Source organism: Pontibacillus chungwhensis BH030062, from assembly GCF_000770675.1.
Taxonomy (GTDB): Bacteria; Bacillota; Bacilli; order Bacillales; family BH030062; genus Pontibacillus; species Pontibacillus chungwhensis.
Map to the genome: position 1 here is coordinate 199,165 of NZ_AVBG01000001.1, position 25,820 is coordinate 224,984.

General features: G+C 38.6%; 28 protein-coding genes. 24 read left to right on the forward strand and 4 right to left on the reverse strand.

Going from position 1 to position 25,820, the window contains the following annotated elements; translation table 11 throughout:
- The first annotated feature begins 21 nt into the window (after positions 1-21).
- The 12 genes from miaB to glnA all read left to right on the forward strand — a co-directional run bounded on the left by miaB (position 22) and on the right by glnA (position 14,589).
- Positions 22-1,581: a tRNA (N6-isopentenyl adenosine(37)-C2)-methylthiotransferase MiaB gene (miaB, locus tag N780_RS00965; protein ID WP_036778878.1), complete on the forward strand. Its 1,560-nt coding sequence runs from the start codon at positions 22-24 to the stop codon at positions 1,579-1,581.
- Positions 1,582-2,010 carry a YlbF/YmcA family competence regulator gene (locus N780_RS00970; RefSeq protein WP_036778881.1) on the forward strand — a complete coding sequence of 143 codons (429 nt, stop codon included), beginning with the start codon at positions 1,582-1,584 and terminating at the stop codon, positions 2,008-2,010.
- 214 nt (positions 2,011-2,224) lie between these two features.
- Complete coding sequence (gene cotE, locus N780_RS00975) at positions 2,225-2,785, forward strand: outer spore coat protein CotE (protein WP_036778884.1); 561 nt, start codon at positions 2,225-2,227, stop codon at positions 2,783-2,785.
- Positions 2,786-2,966: 181 nt separating this feature from the next.
- The gene (gene mutS, locus N780_RS00980; RefSeq protein ID WP_036778886.1) at positions 2,967-5,567 is read left to right on the forward strand and encodes a DNA mismatch repair protein MutS; all 2,601 of its coding nucleotides are present in this window, start codon (positions 2,967-2,969) and stop codon (positions 5,565-5,567) included.
- 34 nt (positions 5,568-5,601) lie between these two features.
- A complete protein-coding gene (gene mutL / locus N780_RS00985; protein WP_036779797.1) occupies positions 5,602-7,452 on the forward strand; it encodes a DNA mismatch repair endonuclease MutL in 1,851 nt (616 codons plus the stop codon).
- A gap of 224 nt (positions 7,453-7,676) precedes the next feature.
- Positions 7,677-8,612 (forward strand): tRNA (adenosine(37)-N6)-dimethylallyltransferase MiaA, encoded by a 936-nt coding sequence (gene miaA / locus N780_RS00990; RefSeq protein ID WP_036778888.1) that lies wholly within the window; start codon positions 7,677-7,679, stop codon positions 8,610-8,612.
- Positions 8,613-8,651: 39 nt separating this feature from the next.
- Positions 8,652-8,876, forward strand: coding sequence for an RNA chaperone Hfq (hfq, locus tag N780_RS00995; protein WP_036778891.1), 225 nt, complete (start codon positions 8,652-8,654; stop codon positions 8,874-8,876).
- A gap of 194 nt (positions 8,877-9,070) precedes the next feature.
- Positions 9,071-10,000, forward strand: a complete 930-nt coding sequence (gene spoVK, locus N780_RS01000; protein ID WP_036778894.1) for a stage V sporulation protein K — start codon at positions 9,071-9,073, stop codon at positions 9,998-10,000.
- A 119-nt stretch (positions 10,001-10,119) separates the two neighbouring features.
- Positions 10,120-11,364 carry a GTPase HflX gene (gene hflX / locus N780_RS01005; RefSeq protein WP_036778896.1) on the forward strand — a complete coding sequence of 415 codons (1,245 nt, stop codon included), beginning with the start codon at positions 10,120-10,122 and terminating at the stop codon, positions 11,362-11,364.
- Between the two features lie 9 nt (positions 11,365-11,373).
- On the forward strand, positions 11,374-12,615 hold the full coding sequence (locus N780_RS01010) for a methionine gamma-lyase family protein (protein WP_036778899.1): 1,242 nt from the start codon (positions 11,374-11,376) through the stop codon (positions 12,613-12,615).
- Between the two features lie 195 nt (positions 12,616-12,810).
- Positions 12,811-13,215, forward strand: coding sequence for a MerR family transcriptional regulator (locus N780_RS01015; protein ID WP_036778902.1), 405 nt, complete (start codon positions 12,811-12,813; stop codon positions 13,213-13,215).
- A 36-nt stretch (positions 13,216-13,251) separates the two neighbouring features.
- On the forward strand, positions 13,252-14,589 hold the full coding sequence (gene glnA, locus N780_RS01020) for a type I glutamate--ammonia ligase (RefSeq protein ID WP_036778904.1): 1,338 nt from the start codon (positions 13,252-13,254) through the stop codon (positions 14,587-14,589).
- Positions 14,590-14,803: 214 nt separating this feature from the next.
- Here the strand turns inward: glnA and lexA are convergent, their stop codons facing one another.
- Positions 14,804-15,433: a transcriptional repressor LexA gene (lexA, locus tag N780_RS01025; RefSeq protein WP_036778907.1), complete on the reverse strand. Its 630-nt coding sequence runs from the start codon at positions 15,431-15,433 to the stop codon at positions 14,804-14,806.
- Between the two features lie 305 nt (positions 15,434-15,738).
- Between lexA and N780_RS01030 the strand changes: the two genes are divergently transcribed.
- From N780_RS01030 to N780_RS01050, 5 genes are all read left to right on the forward strand, one after another.
- Positions 15,739-16,389 carry a YneB family resolvase-like protein gene (locus tag N780_RS01030; RefSeq protein ID WP_198135814.1) on the forward strand — a complete coding sequence of 217 codons (651 nt, stop codon included), beginning with the start codon at positions 15,739-15,741 and terminating at the stop codon, positions 16,387-16,389.
- Between the two features lie 92 nt (positions 16,390-16,481).
- Complete coding sequence (locus tag N780_RS01035) at positions 16,482-16,715, forward strand: DUF896 domain-containing protein (protein ID WP_036778912.1); 234 nt, start codon at positions 16,482-16,484, stop codon at positions 16,713-16,715.
- A gap of 312 nt (positions 16,716-17,027) precedes the next feature.
- On the forward strand, positions 17,028-19,022 hold the full coding sequence (tkt, locus tag N780_RS01040) for a transketolase (protein WP_036778914.1): 1,995 nt from the start codon (positions 17,028-17,030) through the stop codon (positions 19,020-19,022).
- A gap of 227 nt (positions 19,023-19,249) precedes the next feature.
- On the forward strand, positions 19,250-19,687 hold the full coding sequence (sirA, locus tag N780_RS01045; RefSeq protein WP_036778917.1) for a sporulation inhibitor of replication protein SirA: 438 nt from the start codon (positions 19,250-19,252) through the stop codon (positions 19,685-19,687).
- 71 nt (positions 19,688-19,758) lie between these two features.
- Positions 19,759-19,986, forward strand: a complete 228-nt coding sequence (locus N780_RS01050) for a YneF family protein (protein WP_036778920.1) — start codon at positions 19,759-19,761, stop codon at positions 19,984-19,986.
- Positions 19,987-20,045: 59 nt separating this feature from the next.
- On the opposite strand, the gene N780_RS01055 is transcribed toward N780_RS01050, so the two are convergent.
- Positions 20,046-20,273: a hypothetical protein gene (locus tag N780_RS01055; RefSeq protein ID WP_036778923.1), complete on the reverse strand. Its 228-nt coding sequence runs from the start codon at positions 20,271-20,273 to the stop codon at positions 20,046-20,048.
- A gap of 195 nt (positions 20,274-20,468) precedes the next feature.
- On the opposite strand from N780_RS01055, the gene N780_RS01060 reads away from it, so the two are divergent.
- The 4 genes from N780_RS01060 (at position 20,469) to N780_RS01075 (ending at position 22,602) form a co-directional block, all read left to right on the forward strand.
- Positions 20,469-21,170: a cytochrome c biogenesis CcdA family protein gene (locus N780_RS01060; protein ID WP_036778925.1), complete on the forward strand. Its 702-nt coding sequence runs from the start codon at positions 20,469-20,471 to the stop codon at positions 21,168-21,170.
- Between the two features lie 66 nt (positions 21,171-21,236).
- Complete coding sequence (locus N780_RS01065; protein ID WP_036778927.1) at positions 21,237-21,662, forward strand: Na(+)/H(+) antiporter subunit B; 426 nt, start codon at positions 21,237-21,239, stop codon at positions 21,660-21,662.
- A gap of 30 nt (positions 21,663-21,692) precedes the next feature.
- Entirely contained in the window at positions 21,693-22,049 is a 357-nt protein-coding gene (locus N780_RS01070) for a response regulator (RefSeq protein WP_036778929.1), read from the forward strand.
- Between the two features lie 55 nt (positions 22,050-22,104).
- Complete coding sequence (locus tag N780_RS01075) at positions 22,105-22,602, forward strand: CcdC family protein (protein ID WP_036778932.1); 498 nt, start codon at positions 22,105-22,107, stop codon at positions 22,600-22,602.
- 46 nt (positions 22,603-22,648) lie between these two features.
- On the opposite strand, the gene N780_RS01080 is transcribed toward N780_RS01075, so the two are convergent.
- Positions 22,649-23,077, reverse strand: coding sequence for a DUF2621 domain-containing protein (locus N780_RS01080; RefSeq protein ID WP_036778934.1), 429 nt, complete (start codon positions 23,075-23,077; stop codon positions 22,649-22,651).
- Between the two features lie 271 nt (positions 23,078-23,348).
- Between N780_RS01080 and N780_RS01085 the strand changes: the two genes are divergently transcribed.
- Complete coding sequence (locus N780_RS01085; protein ID WP_036778937.1) at positions 23,349-24,458, forward strand: ATP-binding protein; 1,110 nt, start codon at positions 23,349-23,351, stop codon at positions 24,456-24,458.
- Positions 24,459-24,537: 79 nt separating this feature from the next.
- Positions 24,538-24,903 carry a hypothetical protein gene (locus tag N780_RS01090; RefSeq protein WP_036778939.1) on the forward strand — a complete coding sequence of 122 codons (366 nt, stop codon included), beginning with the start codon at positions 24,538-24,540 and terminating at the stop codon, positions 24,901-24,903.
- Between the two features lie 40 nt (positions 24,904-24,943).
- On the opposite strand, the gene N780_RS01095 is transcribed toward N780_RS01090, so the two are convergent.
- The gene (locus N780_RS01095) at positions 24,944-25,096 is read right to left on the reverse strand and encodes a small acid-soluble spore protein P (RefSeq protein WP_036778942.1); all 153 of its coding nucleotides are present in this window, start codon (positions 25,094-25,096) and stop codon (positions 24,944-24,946) included.
- A 117-nt stretch (positions 25,097-25,213) separates the two neighbouring features.
- Here N780_RS01095 and N780_RS01100 point away from each other — a divergent pair, with 117 nt between their 5' ends.
- Entirely contained in the window at positions 25,214-25,474 is a 261-nt protein-coding gene (locus N780_RS01100) for a hypothetical protein (RefSeq protein ID WP_036778944.1), read from the forward strand.
- The last annotated feature ends 346 nt before the right edge of the window (positions 25,475-25,820 follow it).

Below are 25,820 nucleotides of genomic sequence, written 5' to 3' on the forward strand. Positions count from 1 at the left end.
AGTGTGAAAGGAGTTCTCTGAATGAATGAACAGCAACGAAAAGAAATGAGTTCCATTCAACAACCTGAACGAGACAAGCCTACTCAGGATAAACCTTTAAAAGAAAAGACAACAGAAGACTTTGCTAAATATTTTGAAACGACTTATCAACCCCCTTCTTTAAAAAGCGCCAAGAAACGCGGGAAAGAAGATGTAAGTGTTCATTATGATTTTGACATTCCTGAAGATTTAAAAGGATTAGGAAACGGTAAGAAATTCCTTATTCGAACATACGGATGTCAAATGAATGAACACGATACAGAAGTTATGGCTGGTATTTTAACAGATATGGGCTATGAATCTACAAGTGACCAAAAAGAAGCGGATATCATTTTACTTAACACATGTGCAATCCGAGAGAACGCTGAGAATAAAGTGTTTGGTGAGATTGGCCACTTAAAATCCTTGAAACGTGAGAAACCAGACTTGCTTTTGGGTGTATGTGGGTGCATGTCCCAGGAAGAGTCCGTCGTGAATCGAATTTTACAAAAACACCAATTCATAGACTTAATATTTGGTACACATAACATCCACCGTCTTCCATACTTAGTGAAAGAAGCGCTATTTGGTAAAGAAATGGTCGTTGAAGTGTGGTCGAAAGAAGGAGACATTGTAGAAAATCTTCCAAGACAACGTAAAGGAAATATAAAAGCGTGGGTGAACATTATGTATGGTTGTGATAAGTTCTGCACATACTGTATTGTTCCATACACACGAGGCAAAGAACGAAGTCGTCGCCCTGAGGATATTATTCAGGAAGTACGTCAATTGGCCGCTCAAGGGTATAAAGAAGTCACTTTACTCGGTCAAAATGTAAATGCTTACGGGAAAGATTTCGAAGATATGACATACGGTCTTGGTGACTTAATGAATGAAATCCATAAGATTGATATTCCGCGAGTACGCTTTACAACTTCTCATCCTCGTGATTTTGACGACCGATTGATTGAAGTATTAGCTCAAGGTGGAAACTTACTCGATCATATTCATTTACCTGTTCAATCTGGAAGTTCAGAAGTTCTTAAGATTATGGCGCGTAAATATACCCGCGAACGCTATCTTGAACTCGTAGATAAGATTCGAGCAGCAATGCCAAACGCAACGATGACGACTGACATTATTGTCGGATTTCCTAACGAAACTGAAGAGCAGTTTCAGGAAACGTTAAGTCTCGTTGAAGAAGTTGGATTTGAAGGTGCTTATACGTTCATTTACTCTCCAAGAGAAGGAACTCCAGCAGCGAAGATGCAGGATAACGTTCCTATGGAAGTGAAAAAAGAGCGCTTACAGCGATTAAATGCTGTTATTAATCATCAATCCGCTCAAGCAATGAAAAAGTACGAAAATGAAATTGTCCATGTGCTAGTAGAAGGGGAAAGTAAGAATAACCCAGATGTACTAGCTGGTCATACAGATAAAAATAAGCTCGTGAATTTCCGTGGTCCAAAATCCATTATTGGTCAAATTGTCCCTGTTCGAGTGACAAAAGCCAAAACATGGTCGTTGGATGGAGAAATGGTCGAAGCAGTAGAGGTGAAATAAATGTCAACATATACTCGTAGTGAAGTCATTCAACAAGCTCAAAGCCTTGCGCATCAAATCGTAGAGACGCCAGAAATTGAGCGTTTTAAGCAAGTGGAAGCGAAATTAAATGAAAATAAAAAGGTTCAGGAATATATCAGTCGTATTAAATCTCTTCAAAAGCAAGCTGTGAATTTTCAATACTATGAGAAAACAGAAGCTCAGAAGAAAGTAGAGAAAGAAATTGATCGTCTTCAAGCCGAATTAGACGCTATTCCGGTTGTGGAAGAATTCAAACAAACGCAATCGTCCGTTAATGACTTCTTGCAAAGTGTGACGAACACGATCGCTAATGAAGTAACAAATCAAATTATTCGTGACACAGGTGGAGATTTGTTAGAAGGAACAACAGGTTCTGCCGCTCAATCAGGCGGTTCTTGTGATCATTAATGAATGAGATGAAAGAGTACTCTCGAATAAGAGAGTGCTCTTTTTTATTGCTTCTAAAACTTTTCGTACATTTTTCTAGGCTCTTGCATAGAATGAAGTAGGAACTAAAGTTTCAACCTGCCATGATTATTGATTTATCTTTATGATCTGTGCACTTCGGGCTAATGTCTCGCATAGTATGTAAGTGAACAAAGAAGGAGGAGGTTGGGCTCTCATGTCGTTATTTGATCAGGAGTATCGTGAGATTATTACAAAAGCGGTATGTGGAAAGGGTAGAAAGTTTATCCAGGACACAAATACTGTAACACCATCTCATCGCCCAACAAGCATTCTAGGATGCTGGGTAATCAACCACATTTATAATGCAAAGAAAAAGGGCGATTACGTTGAGGTTTCTGGTAGTTACGAAATCAATGTATGGTATTCGTACAGCGATAATACAAAGACAGAAGTCGTTACAGAGAAAGTACATTACTGTGATAAGGTGCCTTTATCCATTAAGGATGAAAACTGTCTTGACTGTGACTTTGAAGTCATAGCTCGTGTCGTGCAACAACCAAATTGTTTAGAAGCACGCATTGCGCACCAAGGACATAAGATTATCGTTGATGTTGAGCGGGAATTCATTGTGGAAGTCATAGGTGAGACAAAGATCTGTGTTAAAGTTGACCCAGATGGCTGTGTATGTGATGAAGATGACTGGGGATATGATGTCTCAAGTGATGATTTCTCACACGTTAATCCAGATTTCCTCGCACAAGACGAAGAAGAATAACGCTCGAAGAAGACCTGGCAAGTGTCAGGTCTTTTTTGTTGTAAAGGACAGAAGGGTGCCAGGCACTCTTCTGTCCTTTACAGTGGAATCGTATTCGGTTTCCAGTATGATTCGGTCGTTAGAATGCTTCTTGATATGCTATAATGTGTTGTAATTGAAATTCGTTCGTGGAGGATTCTTTATGGCAAAGCAAACACCAATGATGCAGCAATATATGCAAATTAAGGCACAATATCAAGATGCCTTTTTATTTTTCCGTTTAGGCGATTTTTATGAGTTATTTAATGAAGACGCAACGAAAGCCGCTCAGGAATTAGAAATTACATTAACAAGTCGTGATGGAGGAAACATCCCAATGTGTGGGGTTCCTTATCACTCTTCTGCAAACTATATAAAAACATTAATAGAAAAAGGATATAAAGTAGCTATATGTGAACAAGTGGAAGACCCAAAAACAGCAAAAGGGGTAGTGAAACGAGAGGTTGTTCAACTTGTAACCCCTGGTACCGTTATGGAGGGTGCAATGCTCTCTGAAGATGAGAATAATTACTTGGCTTCTATTACGCCATTTAATCAAGAGACGTATGTAGTAGCTTATAACGATTTAACGACTGGGGAAAACAGTATTGCTTTATTAGAAGATGGATTTGACGGTGTGCTAAGTGAATTGTTTAATCGACCTGTAAAAGAAATTATCGTTCCACCAAAATTTGATGAAGACCATCAAAAAGCTTTGCAAGATCGTCTTGGAGTAACGATCTCAAAACAAGAAGAGAACACCATCCCTAAAAGCTTTCAATCTCTTGTGGAAAACTTGCAAGATGAGCGTCTGATTATTGGATTCGGGCAATTATTTAACTATATCCAAGACACCCAGAAGCGATCGCTCGATCATCTAAAACCTGTGTATCAAATCCAGCTTAAAGAATATATGACACTTGATATGTACTCAAAGCGTAACCTCGAACTTATGGAAACGATCCGTAAGCAAGGGAAGAAAGGGAGTCTTCTGTGGGTGCTCGATAAAACAGTCACATCCATGGGAGCACGTACACTTAAGAAATGGGTCGAGCGTCCATTACTTCGTAAAGAAAGCATTGAAGAACGCTACAACCAGGTAGAAGGCTTTATGGAGCAATTCTTCGAAAGAGAAACGCTTAGGGAATCATTAAAGTCCGTTTATGATTTAGAGCGTTTAGCTGGTAGGGTTGCTTATGGGAATGTAAATGCGCGTGATCTTGTTCAGCTAAAGCAATCAATTGGACGTGTACCGGAAATAAAGTCATTACTTGCTTCATTCGATAAACCTGAATTAAAAGCACTTTCTGAACAACTCCAACCCTTAGATAATGTTCATGATCTTTTAGAGAAAGCTATCATGGATGCACCACCTATTACAGTGAAAGAAGGCGGGCTTATTAAAGACGGCTACAATGGCCAGTTGGACGAATATAGAGATGCGGCCAGAAACGGGAAGCAATGGATCGCCCAACTCGAACAGAAAGAAAGACAGGAAACCGGTATTAGCAAACTGAAAATCGGATATAACCGTGTATTTGGTTATTACCTTGAAGTAACTAAAGCAAATATTCACCTTTTACCTGAAGGTCGATACGAGCGAAAGCAGACGCTTGCCAATGCAGAGAGGTATATTACACCGGAATTAAAGGAGAAAGAAACCCTTATTCTTGAAGCTCAAGAGAAAAGCGTTGAGCTTGAATATGATTTGTTTATAGAAGTCCGTGATCAGGTGAAAAACTTTATCCGCCCATTGCAAATTCTTGCAGAGCAAATCAGTGCCATAGATGTGTTGCAGGGATTTGCGACAGTGAGTGAAGAGTACCAGTACACTAGACCTTCTATTGTTGATGAGAGAGAAGTATCCATTGAAAAAGGTCGTCACCCGGTAGTTGAGAAAGTTATGCAAAATGACACGTTTGTTCCAAACGATGTAGATATGCCTGAAGAGACAGATCTCTTACTTATAACCGGTCCAAACATGAGTGGTAAGAGCACGTATATGCGCCAATTAGCGTTAACAGCAATTATGGCGCAAATTGGTTGCTTTGTCCCTTGCGAAGCTGCTAGACTTCCAATCTTTGATCAAATCTTTACAAGAATCGGTGCAGCAGACGATCTTGTTTCTGGTCAAAGTACATTCATGGTCGAAATGCTAGAAGCTAAACACGCTTTAACGCGTGCAACCGATAAGAGCTTGATTTTACTCGATGAAATTGGAAGAGGGACAAGCACATATGATGGAATGGCTCTAGCTCAAGCGATTGTTGAGCACATTCATAACCATATTCATGCTAAAACCATGTTTTCAACGCACTACCACGAGCTGACAGCCCTTGACGAACAACTTAACCATTTAAAAAATGTTCATGTCCGTGCGGAAGAATACGAAGGACGTGTGGTATTCCTTCACCAAATTCAAGACGGAGCGGCTGATCAGAGTTACGGCATTCACGTAGCTCAACTTGCGGAGTTGCCTGAAGGGTTAATCAATCGTGCTAACGAAATTCTCACTCAGTTAGAAGGTTCTTCTAGTGAAGGGCATAAAGCATCACTTAAACAGAGTGTGGCAAGCGAAGTAGATGAGCAGTTATCTTTATTTAAAGAAGAGCCAGTTTCGGTTAAAGAAACAAAGCAGCAGCCTGAGATAAGTTCTGCTCAAGATCAAGTGTTAAAGCAATTATCAGAACTCGATCTATTAGAATTAAATCCCATTGAAGCGATGAATCATCTGTACACGTTACAAAAGCAATTGAAGAAATAAGAAAGGGGGAGGTCAAGTGGCGACTATTCATCAAATGCCTGATGCTTTAGCGAATAAAATTGCAGCAGGTGAAGTAGTAGAACGTCCCTCATCGGTAGTTAAAGAACTAGTTGAGAATAGTATTGATGCAGGAAGTACTTGGGTGAAAGTGGAATTAGAGGAAGCCGGTCTCTCCAAAATTAAGATTATGGATAATGGCAAAGGCATGAGCGAGGAAGATAGTGAACGAGCTTTTTTACGTCATGCTACTAGTAAAATTACACACGAGAATGAGCTTTTTCGCGTGAAAACACTTGGTTTCCGAGGAGAAGCCTTAGCTAGTATTGCAGCTGTCAGTCGTTTAACTGTTAAAACATCAACAGGTAAAGAAGCTGGAACAAAACTTTATTTAGAGGGCGGAGCTTTAAAAGGTAAAGACAAAAGCGATGCCAGACAAGGTACAGAAATTACGGTTGATGAGCTCTTCTTTAATACACCAGCAAGACTAAAGTATATGAAAACCATTCACACGGAACTTGGACACATTACAGATGTTATGAACCGTATGGCTCTGTCCCATCCAGAAGTCCGCTTCGAATGTTATCATAACGGGAAGCGGTTGTTTCAAACAACCGGAAGAGGAGATATTCTTCAAGTGATCTCTCAAATTTATGGGATGTCTACAGCTAAAAAAATGATTCCCATTGAAGCAAAAACGTTGGACTTTACCATTACTGGCTATATAGCTAAGCCTGAGATTACGAGAGCTTCAAGGAACTACATGTCTACAATCGTAAATGGCCGGTATATAAGGAACCCAGCTGTCAACAAAGCTGTTTTGCAAGGGTATCACACTCTCCTCCCAATAGGGCGGTATCCCCTTGTAGTTCTACAAATTGAAATGGATCCTTATTTGGTGGACGTAAACGTTCATCCAGCTAAATTAGAAGTGCGTTTCAGTAAAGAAAAAGAGCTTTTCGACGCCGTGCAGGAAGCTGTAACGAGTGTTTTCAGAAAAGAGACTCTTATACCAGAAGTTGAACAAAAGCCAAAGCGTGCGAAAGAAAAAGATTCTTCGGTTCAAGGAAGCTTTTCTTTTGAAGAACGGCCTGCTCCCTTTGTGTCAGAATCACATGAGGATCCAGTGAAATCTGACCCTGATCCTATACGAGAAGAACCAGAGTGGATGAAAGAAAGTGACGCTCCTGATTATGCCGAAATGGTTAAAAAGGCAACATCACCTGATCTAGAAACAGATCTAGTAGAGTCTGAACCAATAGCAAAAGAGCCACAGGAAAAAGAAGTTGTGGTAGAGCCAACGCATCGCGTGCCCATTCTTTATCCAATTGGTCAGTTACACGGAACCTATATTCTTGCACAAAATGAAAAGGGTCTTTATATTATTGACCAGCACGCAGCGCAAGAGCGAATTAAATATGAGTTTTTCCGTGATAAATTGGGTCAGACGACTAATGAAGTTCAGGAATTACTCATGCCAATGACTTTTGATTTCACAAAGCCTGAAGCCATTTTGATCCAAGAGCACATGGAAAAGTTGCAGCATGTAGGTTTGTTTCTTGAACCATTCGGAGAGCAAACCTTTATTGTTCGATCTCACCCACAATGGTTCCCAAAAGGTCATGAACAAGAAGTCATTGAAGAGATGATAGATCAAGTATTGAATGAAAATAAGGTTAACATTACTTCTCTACGTGAGGAAGCGGCCATTTTAATGAGCTGTAAACGATCCATTAAAGCAAATCATTATCTGAACCATGAGGATATGAAACGTCTGCTTGATGACTTACGGGAATCAACAGATCCGTTTACATGCCCTCACGGTCGGCCAATTATCGTCCATTTCTCTGAGTATGAAATGGAAAAAATGTTTAAACGTGTGATGTAAGGACCACATAAAAGCGGACTGTATCCTTCTAAGGATCGTTCGCTTTTTTTATTTGGATAATCTAAGTTGATAATGGAGGTTATTAGATTTTCTTACTAATGAAAACTTCATTGTCTACGTAGATAGATACATACATTGCTTTCTTTTCTAGTGTGGAACATGTATAATAACGATAGCAAAAAACTTGAAAGAACAATTGTTCGTTTAAAAAGTGAGGCATCAAAATGAAACAACCAGTTGTAGCGATTGTCGGGCCAACAGCAGTAGGGAAAACTTCATTGAGCATTCAGGTCGCTAAGCGCTTTAATGGGGAGATCATTAGCGGGGATTCTATGCAAATCTATAAGGGGATGGATATTGGAACTGCAAAAGTAACTCATGAAGAAATGAACGGAATCCCTCATTATATGATTGATATTAAAGACCCTGGAGATGATTTCTCTGTGGCAGAATTTCAAGATAAAGTATCCCGATACATAGAGGAAATTTCGGATAGAGGGAAGCTTCCCATTATCGTTGGTGGGACTGGGCTTTACATTCAATCGGTATTGTACAATTTTCAATTTTCCGATACAGCTAGAGATGATCAGTTCAGATATAATCTTGAGAAAAAGATAGAACAAGAAGGGGTTGAACCTCACTTTAATCGTCTAAAGGAAATTGACCCTGAGCAGGCCTCTAAGATTCACCCGAATAATATAAGAAGAGTAATACGAGCTCTTGAGGTCTATGAATTAACCGGAATGACTATGAGTGAATACCAAGCAACTCAACAGCCTACCTCTCCATACAATCCTATATTAATTGGCCTGAACATGGACAGGGAAACGCTTTATGAACGGATTAACAAGCGCGTAGATGATATGGTTGAAGAAGGATTGCTCTCTGAGGTGAATCGTCTCGTTGAACAAGGGTATGAAGATGCTCAAAGTATGAAAGCAATTGGCTATAAGGAGTTCCTGCCCTATTTATACGATCAACAACCCCTGCAACAATCGGTAGAAGCTTTAAAGCAAAACTCACGCCGTTATGCAAAACGCCAACTTACATATTTCAGAAATAAGATGGACGTAAATTGGTATGAAATATCATTAGATACAGCGACAGAAAAGTTTGAAGAAATTTTAAGCGATTTAGCAGGAAAGCTGAATCAAATATAGAAATATAGTAAGCACAGATAGAAAAGAGGAGGAAGATTCATGGCTCAAACAGTGAATATCCAAGATCAATTTTTAAATACTCTACGTAAGGAACATGTTCAAGTAACAGTATTTTTGCTTAACGGTTTCCAACTTCGCGGAGTCGTTAAAGCTTTCGATAATTTTACCGTAATGTTAGAAACAGACGGAAAGCAACAATTAATCTTTAAGCATGCGATCTCTACATTTGCTCCATCTAAGACCATCACGCTAGATAAAGAATAAGCTGAAAGCGGACTCTGGAAGGGGTCCGTTTTTTCTTTTTTCATGTGTCTTTTATATGAAATGGTATGTTAAGTCCTTACACAATGCCTGATATGATGAATCTTGTTCATAATATAGGAGTTAAAATATATAGGCATTTGTCACACCCCTCCTTATGATTGCGTATACTGACAAGTGAATAAGGGGTGATCCTATTGGATACGCAAGTGACCTATAAAAAGAATGGTCAAATCAACATTATGTTTCATGATAGGGAACATCAAGCAGTCGAACATAGAGAAATTGCGGCAACTTCTTATGCAACAAATCCTTTCCAGCGTATAGATACACAATTTGAAGAGTTTATCGGGCTCGACCATTTAAAATCCACCGTTAAAGAAATTTATGCGAGTATTTATGTGAATCAAAAGCGGGAGGAAGCAGGACTTAAGCCTTCTAAACAAGTACTTCATATGTTATTTAAAGGAAATCCAGGTACAGGAAAAACAACAGTGGCACGAAAAATATCGGAACTTTTCCATGAGATGAATGTTCTCACTAAAGGTCATTTTATTGAAGCCGAACGTGCCGATCTTGTTGGAGAATACATTGGACATACGGCTCAAAAGACGAGGGATCTTGTGAAGAGAGCTATGGGTGGAGTTTTATTTATAGATGAAGCTTATTCATTAGCTCGCGGGGGAGAGAAAGATTTCGGAAAAGAAGCCATTGATACGTTAGTGAAGCATATGGAAGACCATCATAATGATTTTATTCTGATACTAGCGGGTTACCCTGATGAAATGGATCGGTTTTTACGCTTAAACCCAGGATTGCAGTCAAGGTTTCCGATTATATTAGATTTTAAAGATTATTCTATTGATGAGCTCATGACGATTGCTAAGCAAATGGCTGCTGAACGAGAATACGAATTCTCAAAAGATGCAGAATGGAAGCTTAAAGATCACTTGATTCGAATGCAACAACAACGAGGAAGCGGCTTCTCGAATGGGCGTTATATTCGAAATGTCATTGAACAATCTATACGTAAGCAAGCGATGCGAATTATGAAGCAAAATCGATTCTCAGCAGCAGAGCTTATGCAAATAACAGGTCAAGATTTAATTTTTCAAGCGAAAACTTAATGGTGCTCCTCAATATAGAGGAGCTCCTTTTTGTAAACCAAAATAAATGTCCTCATTTCGCTTTAAAAAAAGGTCTGTGTTATGATAGGAGCACGATTAGAAAGTTGAGGGATGTTGTCATGGAACAAGCAGTCATAGTGGCCTGCCAATTACCGAATACAGACGAAGAGCGCTTCCAATCTTCTATTGAAGAATTACAATCTTTAACGGAAACCGCTCATGGTCAAGTACATAAAATATACATACAAAAGCGAAACAAAATACACCCAGCCCTTTATATTGGAGAAGGGAAACTACAAGAAATAAAAGAGTATATAGAGACGAATGACATAGGACTTGTTATCTTCAATGATGAGTTATCACCAGGTCAAATGAGTAAGTTAGCAGACTATCTGGATGTAGGCATTATTGATCGAACTCAGCTAATACTTGATATTTTTGCAAAAAGAGCAAATACCAAAGAAGGTAAGCTGCAAGTTGAACTTGCTCAACTCCAATATATGTTACCTCGGATTTATGGACAGGGGAAAAACATGTCTAGGCTTGGTGGTGGTATTGGGACGCGTGGTCCTGGTGAGACAAAGCTTGAAACAGATCGTCGACACATAAGGCGCCGTATAGATGATATTAAAATGCGGTTGTCACAAGTAGTAAGCCAACGTAATCAATACCGAAAGCGCCGTAAAGAAAATCGAGCTTTTCAGATAGCGGTCGTCGGATACACGAATGCTGGAAAGTCTACTCTTTTCAATCGTCTGACCAACAGTGATTCCTTTGAAGAGAATCAGTTATTTGCAACTCTTGATCCCCTTACACGTCAAATCCAGCTGCCTTCAGGATTCAGATCACTATTATCTGATACAGTTGGGTTTATTCAAGATTTGCCAACAACGTTAATTGCAGCTTTTCGTTCAACGTTAGAAGAAGTAACAGAAGCAGATTTTATTTTGCATATGGTCGATGCTTCTCATCCGGATCATATTCAACATGAGAAAACCGTTCATCAGCTTTTAACAGATTTAGGAGCTGATCATTTACCAATGTTAACGGTATACAACAAACGTGATCTTTTGGATGCGAATTTCTTTCCTGCAACAATGCCTGCAGTAACAATTAGTGCACATGATCCAATAGACTTAAAGCGACTTTTAGATAAAATCGAGGAAGTCATTATTGAAGAGTGGGAACCGTTCCAAATCTATCTTCACGCTTCGGAGAGTGACTTTATTCATCGCGTTGAGTCAAACTCGATCGTTAAAGAACGTGACTTTCTTGAAGAGGATGAAAAGTACCTTTTGAAAGGCTGGATAGACAGAGAGCATCCACTTTACCATCAACTAAAGAACAACCATAGAGGGGAATAAGATTAGAACATGAAGAAACATGAACTAGAACAATTAGCATCAGAAGCAGAACATGATAGTAAGGACATACACCATTCAATCAATAGACTTGTCGAGCACAATCAAGAAAGAGTTTTATCAGCATTTAGAGACCAACAGGTAAGTGACTCCCATTTCAACCCAACTACTGGGTATGGATATGATGATATGGGACGAGATAAATTGGAGCAGGTTTACGCAGACGTTTTCGGTGGAGAAGATGCTCTTGTACGCCCTCAAATTGTTTCAGGTACACACGCCATAACCATTTCGTTATTTGGGTTGTTAAGACCAAATGATGAACTCCTTTATATAACCGGAGCGCCCTATGATACATTAGAAGAAATCGTCGGAGTGAGAGGCTCAGGCAATGGGTCACTGAAAGACTTTCATATTGGCTATAATCATATCGATCTTCTAAAGGATGGTACGGTTGATTTTCAAGAAGTCCAAAGATCAATAACTCCTCAAACAAAAGTGGTTGGAATTCAGCGTTCAAAGGGATATGCAGATCGTCCTTCCTTTACAATAGCTGAAATCAAAGAAATGATTGAATTCGTAAAAGGGATTAATTCAGAAATAATTATTTTTGTGGACAACTGCTACGGAGAATTTGCCGAAGAGCAAGAACCGATTCACGCGGGAGCTGATCTTATAGCAGGATCTCTTATTAAAAACCCTGGTGGTGGATTAGCAAGAACTGGTGGTTATATTGTCGGCAATTCTGACCTAGTTGAGAAGTGTGCTAACCGTTTAACTGCACCTGGTTTAGGTAAAGAAACAGGGGCTACCCTCCACAGTCTCCAGGAAATGTATCAGGGACTGTTTCTGGCACCTCACGTCGTAGGTGAGGCGATGAAAGGGGCTGTCTTTACATCGCGATTCTTAGAGAAACTTGGGTTTAAAACGACACCACACTATATGGCTAAGCGCACAGACCTAATACAGTCAGTTACTTTTAATACAGCAGAACAAATGGTTGCGTTTTGTCAGGAGATCCAAAAAGCCTCTCCAATTAACTCTCACGTGACCCCATATCCTAGTTATATGCCAGGATATGAGCATGATGTCATTATGGCAGCGGGGACGTTTGTTCAAGGGGCAAGCCTTGAGCTAACAGCAGATGGACCGATTCGTGAACCGTACACAGCTTTTGTTCAAGGTGGTTTGACTTATGCACACGTTAAAATTGCAATTAAGATGGCGGTTCAGCGACTTTTAGAAGTTTCCTAACTTTAAAGCATAGCTCCTTTTAGTTGAGGAGTTATGCTTTTTTAATCCATAGAGTACAAACATGGCTTGTATGGGCTTTCATTAGCGCCATAAAAGCTTTTGTTTATATGTAAAAAAAGCTAACATGTATTGACAGAATATGAATCATTACATACAATGAAGATACATAAACGTTACGATAAGGAGGGCTAAATCATGAATGATGAACTACGAAGATCGATGCCTCTATTCCCTATAGGGATTGTAAAATCGCTTACAGACCTTTCTGCAAGACAGATTCGGTACTATGAAGAACATGATTTGATTCATCCTGTTCGCTCTGATGGAAATCGACGTTTATTTTCGTTCAATGATGTAGATCGTTTACTAGAAATTAAATCTCTAATTGAAAAAGGGGTTAACCTTGCGGGCATTAAGCAAGTATTATCCATGCAACCTCAACAGCAACAAAATGATTACTCTGAGGAAGAGATTCAGGAAGTACGAGAAGAGTTATCTGAGAAAGAGTTGCGAAAGATGCTAAAAAACGAACTTTTTCAAGCAAACAGGTTCGGCAAATCCTCGTTGCGTCAGGGAGAATTATCACGATTCTTCCATTAATATAAACTTATGTATACTGGGAGGAGAAAGTCGCTTATGGCAGCTAAATTGACGAAAGATCAGATCCTTGAGAAGATTCAAGAAGAGAATGTTAAGTTCATTCGATTACAATTCACGGACTTACTAGGAACGATTAAAAACGTAGAAATTCCATTCAGTCAGCTTGACAAAGCACTTGATAACCAAATGATGTTTGATGGGTCTTCCATTGAAGGATTCGTTCGTATTGAAGAATCAGACATGCTTTTGTATCCTGATCTTGATACTTTTGTAGTTTTTCCATGGACATCTGAAAAAGGGAAGGTAGCTCGCTTTATATGTGATATATACAATCCCGATGGTACTCCATTTGAAGGTTGTCCACGTTATAACTTAAAACGTAACCTAAAGAAAATGGAAGACCTTGGCTTCTCAGCGTTTAACCTAGGAACAGAACCTGAGTTTTTCTTATTTAAGTTAGATGAAAAGGGCGAACCTACAATGGAGCTAAATGACCGAGGTGGTTACTTTGATTTAGCTCCAACAGACCTTGGAGAGAATTGTCGTCGTGACATCGTCCTCGAATTAGAAGAGATGGGTTTCGAAATTGAAGCATCCCATCACGAGGTAGCTCCTGGCCAACACGAGATTGATTTCAAATATGCAGATGCTCTAAAACACTGTGATGATATTCAAACCTTCAAATTGGTAGTAAAAACGATTGCCCGTAAACATGGTTTACACGCGACGTTTATGCCTAAGCCGCTTTTCGGTGTTAACGGTTCAGGAATGCACTGTAATATGTCCTTGTTTAAAGATGGTGGTAATTCCTTCTTTGATGAAAAAGGCGATCAGCAATTAAGTGAGACAGCTTATCAGTTTATCGCTGGTATTGTGAAGCATGCAACGAATTTTACAGCGGTTACGAACCCAACGGTCAACTCTTATAAGCGTTTAGTACCCGGGTATGAAGCTCCATGTTATGTAGCATGGTCCGGACAGAACCGTAGCCCACTAATTCGTATACCGGCTTCTCGTGGGCTTAGTACGCGCATTGAGGTACGAAGCGTAGATCCTTCTGCTAACCCGTATTTAGCTATGGCTGTTCTGTTAGCTGCTGGACTTGATGGTGTTGAAAACGGATTGAAAGCTCCAACGCCAGTAGATCGCAACATTTACGTGATGGATAAAGAAGAGCGCATCAAACACGGTGTTCAAGATTTGCCGGCAACACTTTCTGATGCACTAGAGCTACTTAAAAAAGACGAAACAATGGTTAAAGCCCTGGGAGAACATCTATTTGAACACTTCGTTGAAGCGAAAGAAATCGAATGGGATATGTTCCGTACACAGGTTCACCCATGGGAGCGCGAACAGTATTTATCAACTTACTAAGATTGAAGACCCTCGATACCATTGGTGTTGAGGGTTTTTGTGTATATTATATGAATGCGTGATCGTACTCAGGAAGGTATGTTTACTAGAAGTCGTATGTTAAATTTTTGCAAACAAAAATGTTTTATCATAAAAAAGCATCGAATTATACATTCGATGCTTTTTGTAATTATGATTTTAAAATGAGGTTGGAGAGAACAGTCTCACTTAATAATTAATGGATATGGCGATACAATCCTACTACTTTACCAAGTATACTTACGTTTTGCACAATGATCGGATCCATCGTTGCATTTTCTGGCTGGAGTCGAATATGAGTTGATTCTTTGAAGAAACGCTTAACAGTTGCCTCGTCATCTTCAGTCATAGCGACTACAATATCTCCGTTTTGAGCGGTTTGCTGGCGACGAACAATGACCATATCACCGTCTAAAATCCCGGCCTCAATCATACTTTCTCCTTGAACAACGAGAACAAATATATCGTCATCTTGAGCTGCAAGTGTATCTGGAAGAGGTACATACTCTTCGATATTCTCAATAGCTGTAATAGGCATACCCGCTGTTACTTTACCAATGACAGGAGCGTAAGTTGCTTCTCCTTTAGGTATGGTTGTAATTGACTCCTCCTCTAATTCTAGCACTTCAATTGCTCTAGGTTTAGTAGGGTCTCTACGAATGTATCCTTTTTTCTCTAATCTTGATAAATGCCCGTGTACCGTTGAACTAGAGGCAAGCCCTACAGCCTCTCCGATTTCTCTTACGGAAGGTGGGTACCCTTTTTCGAGTACACGGTTTTTTATGAAATCTAAAATTGCTTCCTGCCTTTTTGATAGTTTCGTCATATTTTCTACACCTCGTACATATCATTTATTACCGTCATTATACCATGGTAGGAAAGGTTATACAAACATTCGTTCGCAAAAAGTGTTGACAAGAACGAATGTTCGTATATAATGTAGGTTAGACACGAACGAAAGTTCTTATTTTTCTGGAGGCGATCAATATGTTTCAAAATCTATCAAAACTAGATGTGGTGTATTTCTTACTATTTGCAGGCAGTTTAGCCTTTATGTATATTGGATTGCTTTCAAGTTAATCTTTACTTAATGAGGCATATCCTTATATGATAGAGAAAAAAGGAGATCCTATGAAAGCTATCATCTATTGTCGCGTCAGCACAGAAAAAGAAGCACAAGTTTCATCATTAAAACGTCAACGAAATGAACTAGAAGAACTAGCGACTGAACATCAATTTGAAGTTCATAGAATTATAGAAGAACAAGCAAGTGGATATGAAATTGAAAGGGATGGGATCTTAGAAGTATTAGAATTACTTTCTAATAACGAAGCGGATTTATTACTCATTCAAGATGAAACAAGGCTTGGTCGGGGAAATACGAAAATCGCCTTGTTTCATCAACTCACAAAACTTGGAGTACCTGTTTATTCTGTTTCTCATCAAGGAGAGCTTACTTTATCAGAATCAGATTCAATGGTGTTGCAGATTGTGGGAATTGTAGAAGAGTATCAAAGGAAAATACATAATATCAAGATCAAGCGTGGTATGAAGCGAGCTGTAGAAAACGGTTATAATCCAGTTCAAAATCTCTCTAACCAGCATTTAGCACATGGACGAGAAAGAAAGGAATTCCCAATTGAAGAGGTTGTTCGATTGCGTCAAAACAATTTGACGTTTGATGAAATAGCAGCGACTCTGAGAGGAATGGGATTTGATGTATCAAAAGCAACCGTTCACAGAAGGTACAAAGAATTCGTTTCACTTGAAAACAACGTCTAAACGCGTTACGATATAGGGAGTAGAAAGGCAAGCATCCTAATTTGGACCCTTGCCTTTTTTACTTGGAGTTTAACAAGTAAAGGAGCATGTAAATGATTTCTCAAGATAAATTAAATCGAATTAACGAGTTATCTCATAAATCAAAACAACAAGGTCTATCTATGACTGAACAAAAAGAACAACAAAAACTACGCCAGGAATATCTAAAAAACTTTCGTAATTCTTTCAAGAGCCAGCTAAAGGGTATGAAAGTTGTAGACCCTGAAGGAAACGACGTAACACCAGAGAAATTAAAAGAAGAACAAGAACGAAATAAAAAGCATTAACCCAAACACACGAATATTCTTCGTGTGTTTTTTTATTTCCCTTTATAAAGTTTAACGATTGTTTTTATGTAATAGGTTTATTTAAGAAGAGGGGCAGTAATTTTGAAGACTTGAAGTAGGAAACTGATGAGGACAATTCTGAACCCATAATACCGTTCTATGCATAAGAAAGGCTTTATAGTCACAATTTAAATTAGTCAAGAAAAAGAATTTTCGACTCTTTTCCTTGGAATGCTTGTCACTTAAACGATTTCATTATAGTATTTAGACTGTACATAGTTCGCGCAATGCGAAATTGAAAGGAGCAAATTCATGACACATCAAACAGAACAACAATCTATTAATACGATCCGCACACTTTCGATTGATGCGGTAGAAAAAGCAAATTCAGGTCACCCAGGTATGCCAATGGGCGCCGCTCCAATGGCTTATACACTTTGGACTGAATTCATGCAGCATAACCCAAAAAACTCTAGCTGGTTCAATCGTGACCGCTTTGTATTATCAGCAGGTCATGGTTCTATGCTTCTATATAGCTTACTTCATCTATCAGGATATAACGTAACGATTGATGACCTTAAAAACTTCCGTCAATGGGGATCAAAAACACCAGGTCACCCAGAGTATGGCCATACAGACGGTGTTGAAGCAACAACAGGACCACTAGGTCAAGGGGTTGCAATGGCTGTAGGAATGGCTATGGCTGAGTCTCACCTTAGTGCAAAATACAATAAAGATAACTTCAACGTAGTTGATCACTATACGTATTCTATTTGTGGTGATGGGGATTTAATGGAAGGGGTTTCTCAGGAAGCTGCTTCATTAGCAGGTCACTTAGGATTAGGAAAGCTTGTTGTACTTTATGACTCCAACGATATCTCATTAGATGGTGACTTACATCGTTCATTCTCAGAGTCTGTAGAAGATCGTTTCAAAGCTTATGGCTGGCAAGTGATTCGCGTTGAAGACGGTAATGACACTTCGACTCTTCGCCAATCTATTGAAGAAGCTAAAGCTAATACAGATCAACCAACTCTAATTGAAGTGAAGACTGTAATTGGTTATGGCTCTCCGAATAAATCGGGCAAATCTGCTTCCCACGGTGCTCCACTAGGGGAAGAAGAAGCGAATCTGACTAAGGAACATTACAAGTGGGGCCACGAACCATTTGACGTTCCACAAGATGTGTATCAGGACTTTGAAACGAAAGTTCAAACTCGTGGTAGAGAAGCAGAAGCGAAATGGAATGACTTAGTAAAACAGTACAAAGAAGCATATCCGGAACTAGCAGAAGAATTTACTCGTGCTATCAACGGCGAACTTCCTTCTGATTGGGATAAAGAGCTTCCTCAATACACTCCAGGTGAAGACAAACTTGCAACAAGAGCTGCTTCTGGTGAAATGATTAATGCTTTATCTAAACAGATTCCAAACTTCTTCGGAGGCAGTGCGGATCTTGCAGGGTCTAATAAGACAAGCGTAAATGGAGAAGAGGACTTCTCTCGTAACAATTATGCAGGTCGTAATATTTGGTTTGGTGTACGTGAATTTGCTATGGCTTCAGCTATGAATGGTATGGCTCTTCACGGTGGATTAAAAGTGTATGGTGGTACATTCTTTGTCTTTAGTGACTATTTACGCCCGGCTGTTCGCCTTTCTGCATTAATGGGTGTGCCTGTCACTTATGTATTTACACACGACTCAATTGCGGTTGGAGAAGATGGTCCAACACACGAACCAATTGAACAATTGCCATCATTACGTGCAATGCCTGGTTTATCTGTTGTACGACCGGCTGATGGCGTAGAAACAGAAGCAGCATGGCGCCTTGCTCTTGAATCTACATCAACACCTTCTGCTCTTGTTTTAACTCGTCAAGGGTTACCGACACTTGAAGGCTCAAGTTATGAAGGCGTTAAGAAAGGTGCTTATGTAGTGAGCCCAGCTAATAAAGAAGAACCAGATTGCCTACTTCTAGCAACTGGCTCTGAAGTTCAGCTAGCGGTACGTGCTCAAGAAAGCCTTCGAGAAAAAGGTATTGAAGCAAGTGTAGTTAGCATGCCATCATGGGATCGCTTTAACGTTCAGGATAAAGCCTATAAAGAGGAAGTGTTACCAAGCAGTGTGAAAGCACGCCTGGCTATTGAAATGGCTTCTCCTCTCGGTTGGGAGCGTTACGTAGGTCTTGAAGGAGATGTGTTGGGTATTGAAACATTCGGTGCTTCAGCTCCTGGTGACCAAGTAATGGAGGAGTATGGTTTTACAGTTGAAAATGTAGTAAACCGTGTTGAAAACCTTCTAAAATAAAGCCATCTTTAAAGCCTGTAAAAGTAATCTTTTACAGGCTTTTTATTATCTCTCTGTTTATGTTGGGATTCGAATTCAGCATTGTTTTTGACTATGAATCGTAACTAAAGGGAGCGATTCATCTATCACCTATTAAATTCGACAAAACTTTCGGTACATCTGTGACGAAATTAGACACATAATTTCTTCCAAATCGGGTAGAATGTCACTAATAAGGGGGACATGCTATGCGTGAATATGCTTTATTTTGGATTAAGGACGAATTTTCAAGCCACTATTTTCATAAAACCAATGTCTTATTTGACTTTTTGAAAGAATGGAAATACAACCCTGATCATACATTGTCTACTACACAATTTCAGTATGTCACAAAGCCAATTCCGCTAGATATGTTAGTCCATTACGTCACAGAAAAAAATCGTAAACCTGTAGAAATGACTTATTATCAAAATAAAATGTCGTTTGTGATTCAATGTAAAGGTCAAAATATTCGTTTAACCCAAATGGGTAATCGAGAAGTACGTATTACAGCTGAGAGCCTGCACCAAGCAGAAACAATGATCTTTGAAACACTTCGCACTTTTAACCATTCGTTTTTTATTATGGATGAAGATATGAGGCAATATGGATGGATTGCTCCTATTAAAAAGGAAGCGATTCTCTAGCCTACTATTGTATTATCCTCCTCAATTTACTATAATATTTGAGAGACAACATGAAGGAGGAAATTTGTACGATGTCCTTAGGTATTGTTTGGGTAATTGTAATTGCCGTTGTAACGCTACTTGCTGGCGTAGCGCTTGGTTTCTTTATTGCCAGAAAGTACATGATGAACTATTTAAAGAAAAACCCACCGATTAATGAACAAATGTTACGTACATTGATGATGCAGATGGGCCAGAAGCCATCGCAGAAGAAAATTAATCAAATGATGCGTGCTATGAATAACCAACAACAAAAATAAACTTCAAAACGCACAAAAAATCCTTCTCTTACAAGTAAGAGAAGGATTTTAATTATGGATTAATGGTTGTGTAACTTTGAATCTCTTTCATTGTAATGAGAAGTGATCCAATTCTTTAACTGAGTCAGTATAGCAAATGACCAAACGAAATTAATAGTAAGGACACCCGCTAACAAGGACAGGTCATGGTATACGATATAATCATAAGGTTTTACAGCTACAATGATGGTAGACTGAACAATTAGAAGAATGATACTTGCAATCAGGGAAGCCGTGATCCGCACCATATAGTAGTCCTCCTCTTTTTAAAAGGGTTCCTTTTAGTATTTTTAATATACATTATATTCACAATTTGTTCAATTTTTAATCACATTTTTGTCAATTTAAAAAAACAGATGAATCATAGAGTTTCAAAAGTTTATTGTTTACAATGTAGTAGTGGGAGTTATTTAGCGTTAATCTTAAAATAAAGGAGCTTTACGATGGATCTTAATTTGTTTTTAACTTTTGGGGCGGGATTTTTGTCATTTATATCTCCTTGTGTATTGCCCTTATATCCAGCTTTCCTCTCTTATATTACGGGAATGAGTGTAAATGAACTGAAATCAGAGAATGCTATGCTTAATCGTCGCAGCGTGCTACATACAGTTTTGTTTTTGCTTGGTTTTTCAAGTATCTTTATTCTTTTAGGGTATTCCACCTCTTTTATTGGCGAATTTTTTTATCAGTATCAGGATCTGATTAGACAATTAGGGGCAATCTTAATTATCTTTTTTGGTTTTGTTATTATCGGAGTATTTAATTTTGAATTTTTGATGAAAGACCGTAAAATTACATTTAAGAACCGCCCAGGAGGGTATGCTGGCTCTTTCCTAATAGGCATGGCTTTTTCTATGGGGTGGACTCCTTGTACTGGACCAATTTTAGCAGCGGTTTTAACACTTGCAGCGCAGAATCCTGAAAGCGGAATGATCTATTTAATTACGTATTCATTAGGATTTTCGGTACCTTTCTTAATTTTGTCATTTTTTATTGGTCGAATAAACTGGATCAAACGCCACAGTGCTCGAATTGTCAAAGTTGGGGGATATATCATGATTTTTATGGGTATCTTTTTGTTCTTTGATTTGATGACTAAGCTAACATCGTACCTAGCTGGTTTATTTGGTTTTAGTGGTTTCTAATCGATGATGGCATTCAGGGCACATTTATATTATTATAGAACTATGCTTGGAAAAGGAGAAAACTAAATGCGTACAAACGATCTAATACTACGAACAACAACAATACTGATTGCTTTTATTTTGTTAGCATTTTCAATTTACCTATTTTTAGCAGGGCATAATGCTCCTGGTGGAGGTTTCATTGGCGGCCTGATGACAGCTGCGGCATTCGTATTAATGTATATGACGTATGGCTATGACCAAGTTAAAAAGATTATACCTGTCAACTTTCGTTTTATGATCCCGGTAGGACTACTCATTGCAGTTTTAACGGGTGCAGGATCCTTTTTATTCGGTGAGCCTTTCTTAAGTCAAACATTTGCTCATTTACACCATGTTCCAATATTCGGTGAGATGGAGCTTGCTACAGCAATGTTATTTGATCTGGGAGTTTATCTAACGGTCGTAGGTATAACACTTACCATTATACTATCTATTGCTAACGATCAATAAGGGGTTTATCGTGCAAGGGGGGATACATCTTTGGCTAACATATTAGTTGTCGATGATGCTAAGTTTATGAGAATGACACTAGGAACAATTTTAGAAAAAGGGAATCACAAGGTTGTAGGTGAAGCTGAAGATGGGCATGAAGCCATTGAAATGTTTCACGAGCTCCAGCCTGATTTAGTAACTATGGACATTACAATGCCAGAGGTAAACGGACTCGAGGCAGTCGAATCAATCTTATCATCTCATCCATCTGCTAAAATTATTATGTGCTCTGCTATGGGACAGCAAAAAATGGTTGTCGAGGCAATTGAAAGAGGGGCAAAAGATTTCATCGTGAAGCCCTTTGATGAAACAAGAGTTCTAGACGCCATTAAGCGAGTTTTATAAAAGAGCGTGATATTCAAAATACATATGATTAAGACAGTCGAAGAGGGTTGATTTCATGTTTTGGGCAATAGCTAGTACCTTGGGGGCAGCCATAATGGCAACTACGATGATATTCGTTCGAATGCGAGCTTCCAAGAAGCCTGCATCTGTAAAGAAAATAATATTACCACCATTTTTCATGAGCACAGGTGCTTTAATGTTTGTTTTTGAACCATTTAGGGTTGAATGGATACAAGTGTTAGAGGCGTTCTCAGTAGGTGTAGTCTTTTCTTTATTTCTAATTAAAACATCAACATTTGAAGTCAGAGATAATGATATTTATTTAAAGCCTTCAAAAGCCTTCGTTTTTATTTTATTTGGATTGCTTGTTCTGCGAATCATTTTGAAGTTAATAATTGGACAAAGCGTCTCTTTAGGAGAGACAAGTGGGATGTTTTTCTTATTAGCATTTGGTATGATTTTAACTTGGCGGATCGCGATGTTAGTAAAATATATTCGATTACAAAAGAAGCTAGATGCTCAGGTCAGTGGAAAATGGAATGCTACGAATTAAAAAAACCTGCAACAAGATGTTGCAGGTTTTTTTATAGGGTCTTATCTTATTGGTCAAAGAGTGGTTGATAAGGTTGAACATCGATATTCTTTTCATGTAACGTTTTCTTCAAGAATTTATGATCTCTTTTAGGCGTCGCCAATATATACCCTTCAATAATAATCTCTTGTGTAATTGCATTAGCTTTTTTTTGAAGGGCAACTTCAGCAATGCGAGCTGCAATCTTCTGTTTAGCTACATCTCGAAATAACTCAGGAACAGGCATTACAAGCTCTTCTAAAAATTGTTTTTGTTCATCTCCCCACATATGTAGGGTTTGGTCAATATAATGTTCTTCCCAATCAATAATGGATTTCCCGTCCTCTTTTGGTAAGCGCTTTAAGAACTTACGAAACATAAAGAACCCACCGATGGCTAATAAAATTACCATTATGACGGTCCAGCCGAGGATTAATAAAGCGAAGGTAGAGTTCATCCAATCACCTTTTCCGTTGTAATAAACTTACCTCTAGTATAGACCAGGTGATGATAGGATTCAATATACATAACCACTTTATACCATCATTTAATACATTCGAAAGGAATAGTTTATGGTTTAAGAGAATAGAATGGCAAGGAGTTAAAATGTTGTTTTTAGACAAACAACTTCTAATTTTTTGAAGTTTTTTAAGTAGTTTTCTTGAACGTTGTTAATTTGGTGGGATAAAATGTTATTATGTGTTGTAAGGAAGAGGAGGGCAGGTCGGATGAAGGATAAATCAAAACAAACGTCCATAGAACATCAATATACCGATTCTATGTTGGTCTCATATACATCATTAGCTGATCTTCCACCTGTATTCCAAAGGTGGATTGATTCTTATGGGTTTGACCTCATAAGTGTATGTGACCAGCAAGGGATTATTCAATATGTTACCGCTTCCTCAAAGAGGTTAATTGGCTATTCAAAAGATGCACTGTTAGGCACAAACAGCTTGGATTATGTTTCACCTCAAGATAAACATCGGATACTCAAATTACATAAAAGCATTGAAATTGGTGAATTGGTGACCTCTGAAGTGCAGGTTAAACATCGTTCAGGAACCTATGTGTGGGTCGAGGTTGTCTCTTCAATCGTTTACGATCCTAATACGTATTCTCATGTTTTTATCGCTGTATTAAGAGATATTTCAGATCGTAAAGAAGCTGAGGAAATGATGATTCGTTCAGAGAAGATGTCAGTAGCAGGCCAATTAGCAGCTGGAATTGCACATGAAATCCGAAACCCTCTAACCTCGTTGAAAGGGTTTCTGCAATTGTTGCAAGCAGGTATTGAGGGGAAAGATGAATACTATTCAATCATGGGAGAAGAAATCGACAAAATTGAAAATATTACATCAGAATTATTATTTATTTCTAAGCCGATGACAAACGACCCTAAAGAAGAGTCTGTTCTTTCTTTAATGAAAGATGTTTGTAAGTTGATGGAAACACAGGCTCATTTACATAATGTCAACCTCATTATAAAGCAAGAAGAGCCAATTAGGGTATACTGTGACCGATCCCAAATTAAACAAGTATTCATTAACATTATTAAAAATGCCATTGAAGTAATGAGTGAGAGCGGTGGAACAGTTACTATTAATGTTTATAAGAGGAATGATACAGCTTGTACGGACATAATTGATGAAGGTCCCGGAATTCCTGTTCATTTAATTGACAAGATTAAAGAACCGTTCTTTACTACTAAGAAAAATGGTACAGGGCTTGGCTTAATGATTACGAATCAAATCTTAGAAAAACACAAGGGGAGCCTAAATATTTTAGACAATGAACCAAGGGGTAGCATATTCCGGATATCTTTACCTCTTCAATAGCAACACTGTTAAACACTATTTATAAGCGCTTCTTCGCTGATGCTTGTTTACTATGCCAAAGAATAAAGGAGGAACATTTGTGATTGAAAAAGATATCAAAGATGAAGTAGTTGAGAGTGTTTATGAAAAGTATTTAATTCATTACCCTGAACTATTTGTATATTATGATGAAACAAAATTAGCACATATTAAACAAGACACTTACTATCATTTAGAACACTTAGAGGCTACATGGCCAATAAAGATGGATATTATCTTTTTAGATTATGTTGATTGGGTGGATTCTGTTTTATCTAGCAGAGGCGTAGAAACAAGGCTATTACAAGATTGCTTTTTATGGATGAAAGAAAGTTTGTCAACTTATCAATTATCAGAAGAAATCGCTTATTATGTTTCTTTGTTAGATCAAGCCTGTAATCAATTACAAAGTGAAAAGAGTAAATAAAGAAGGACCAAAACCATATAGGTTTGGTCCTTTATTTATACTACATATCATGAGATGAGTGGTTCTTTTGACGCGTGTGATTTCGATTTTTCACTTTATGAGAACCACTTGTTGGTTCCCCGTATGGTTGTTTAGGACCTTTAGGTAATGAAACACGATCTTGTTGCTTGGGACCTTTTGGCTTACCAGACATAATCATCTCTCCTTTCAAGATTAGATTTCGACGTTTCATTCACTTTTATACAAGTGAAGGTATGGAAAGAGTAAATGTACATACACTAACTAGGAAATCACCAAAAGGAGTGGAAATATGCCTTATCACAAAAATAAACAACAAGCTTTTCAAGCAGCTCAACAAGGTTATGAACAAGCAATTGATGCAAACGAAACACGTCTTCAATCTGTAGACCAAGCTGATTATGGTAAAGAATTAGCTCACTTAACTCAAGAAGTGAATGAAGCGTATCAACAAATTGACAAAGCACTCGAAGTAGCCAGTGAACACCAGTATGAGCAGCTTAAACAATATCAAAATCAATTGACTCAAATTATGTCCGAATTAGAACAATAAGAAAGTGTCCTTCCCTTACGGGTGAGGACACTTTTTTAATGGTATAAGCAATGATTGGAAAGGCCAAAGCATTGTATGGACTTCCCTCACCTCCGGTCGATCAGTCATCATCAATTCGCCTATGGCTCATTGTGATTCCTTGATCTTACTACGGCTCAGTCCAGTCTATACGTTGCTAAACGGGCACTTATGCTTTAGTTCCATCCAGCTCCAGTGCCCAGCAACTAGTAGACTTCCCTCACCTCCGGTCGATCAGTCATCATCAATTCGCCTATGGCTCATTGTGATTCCTTGATCTCACTGCGGCTCAGTCTAGTCTATACGTTGCTAAGCGGGCACTTATGCT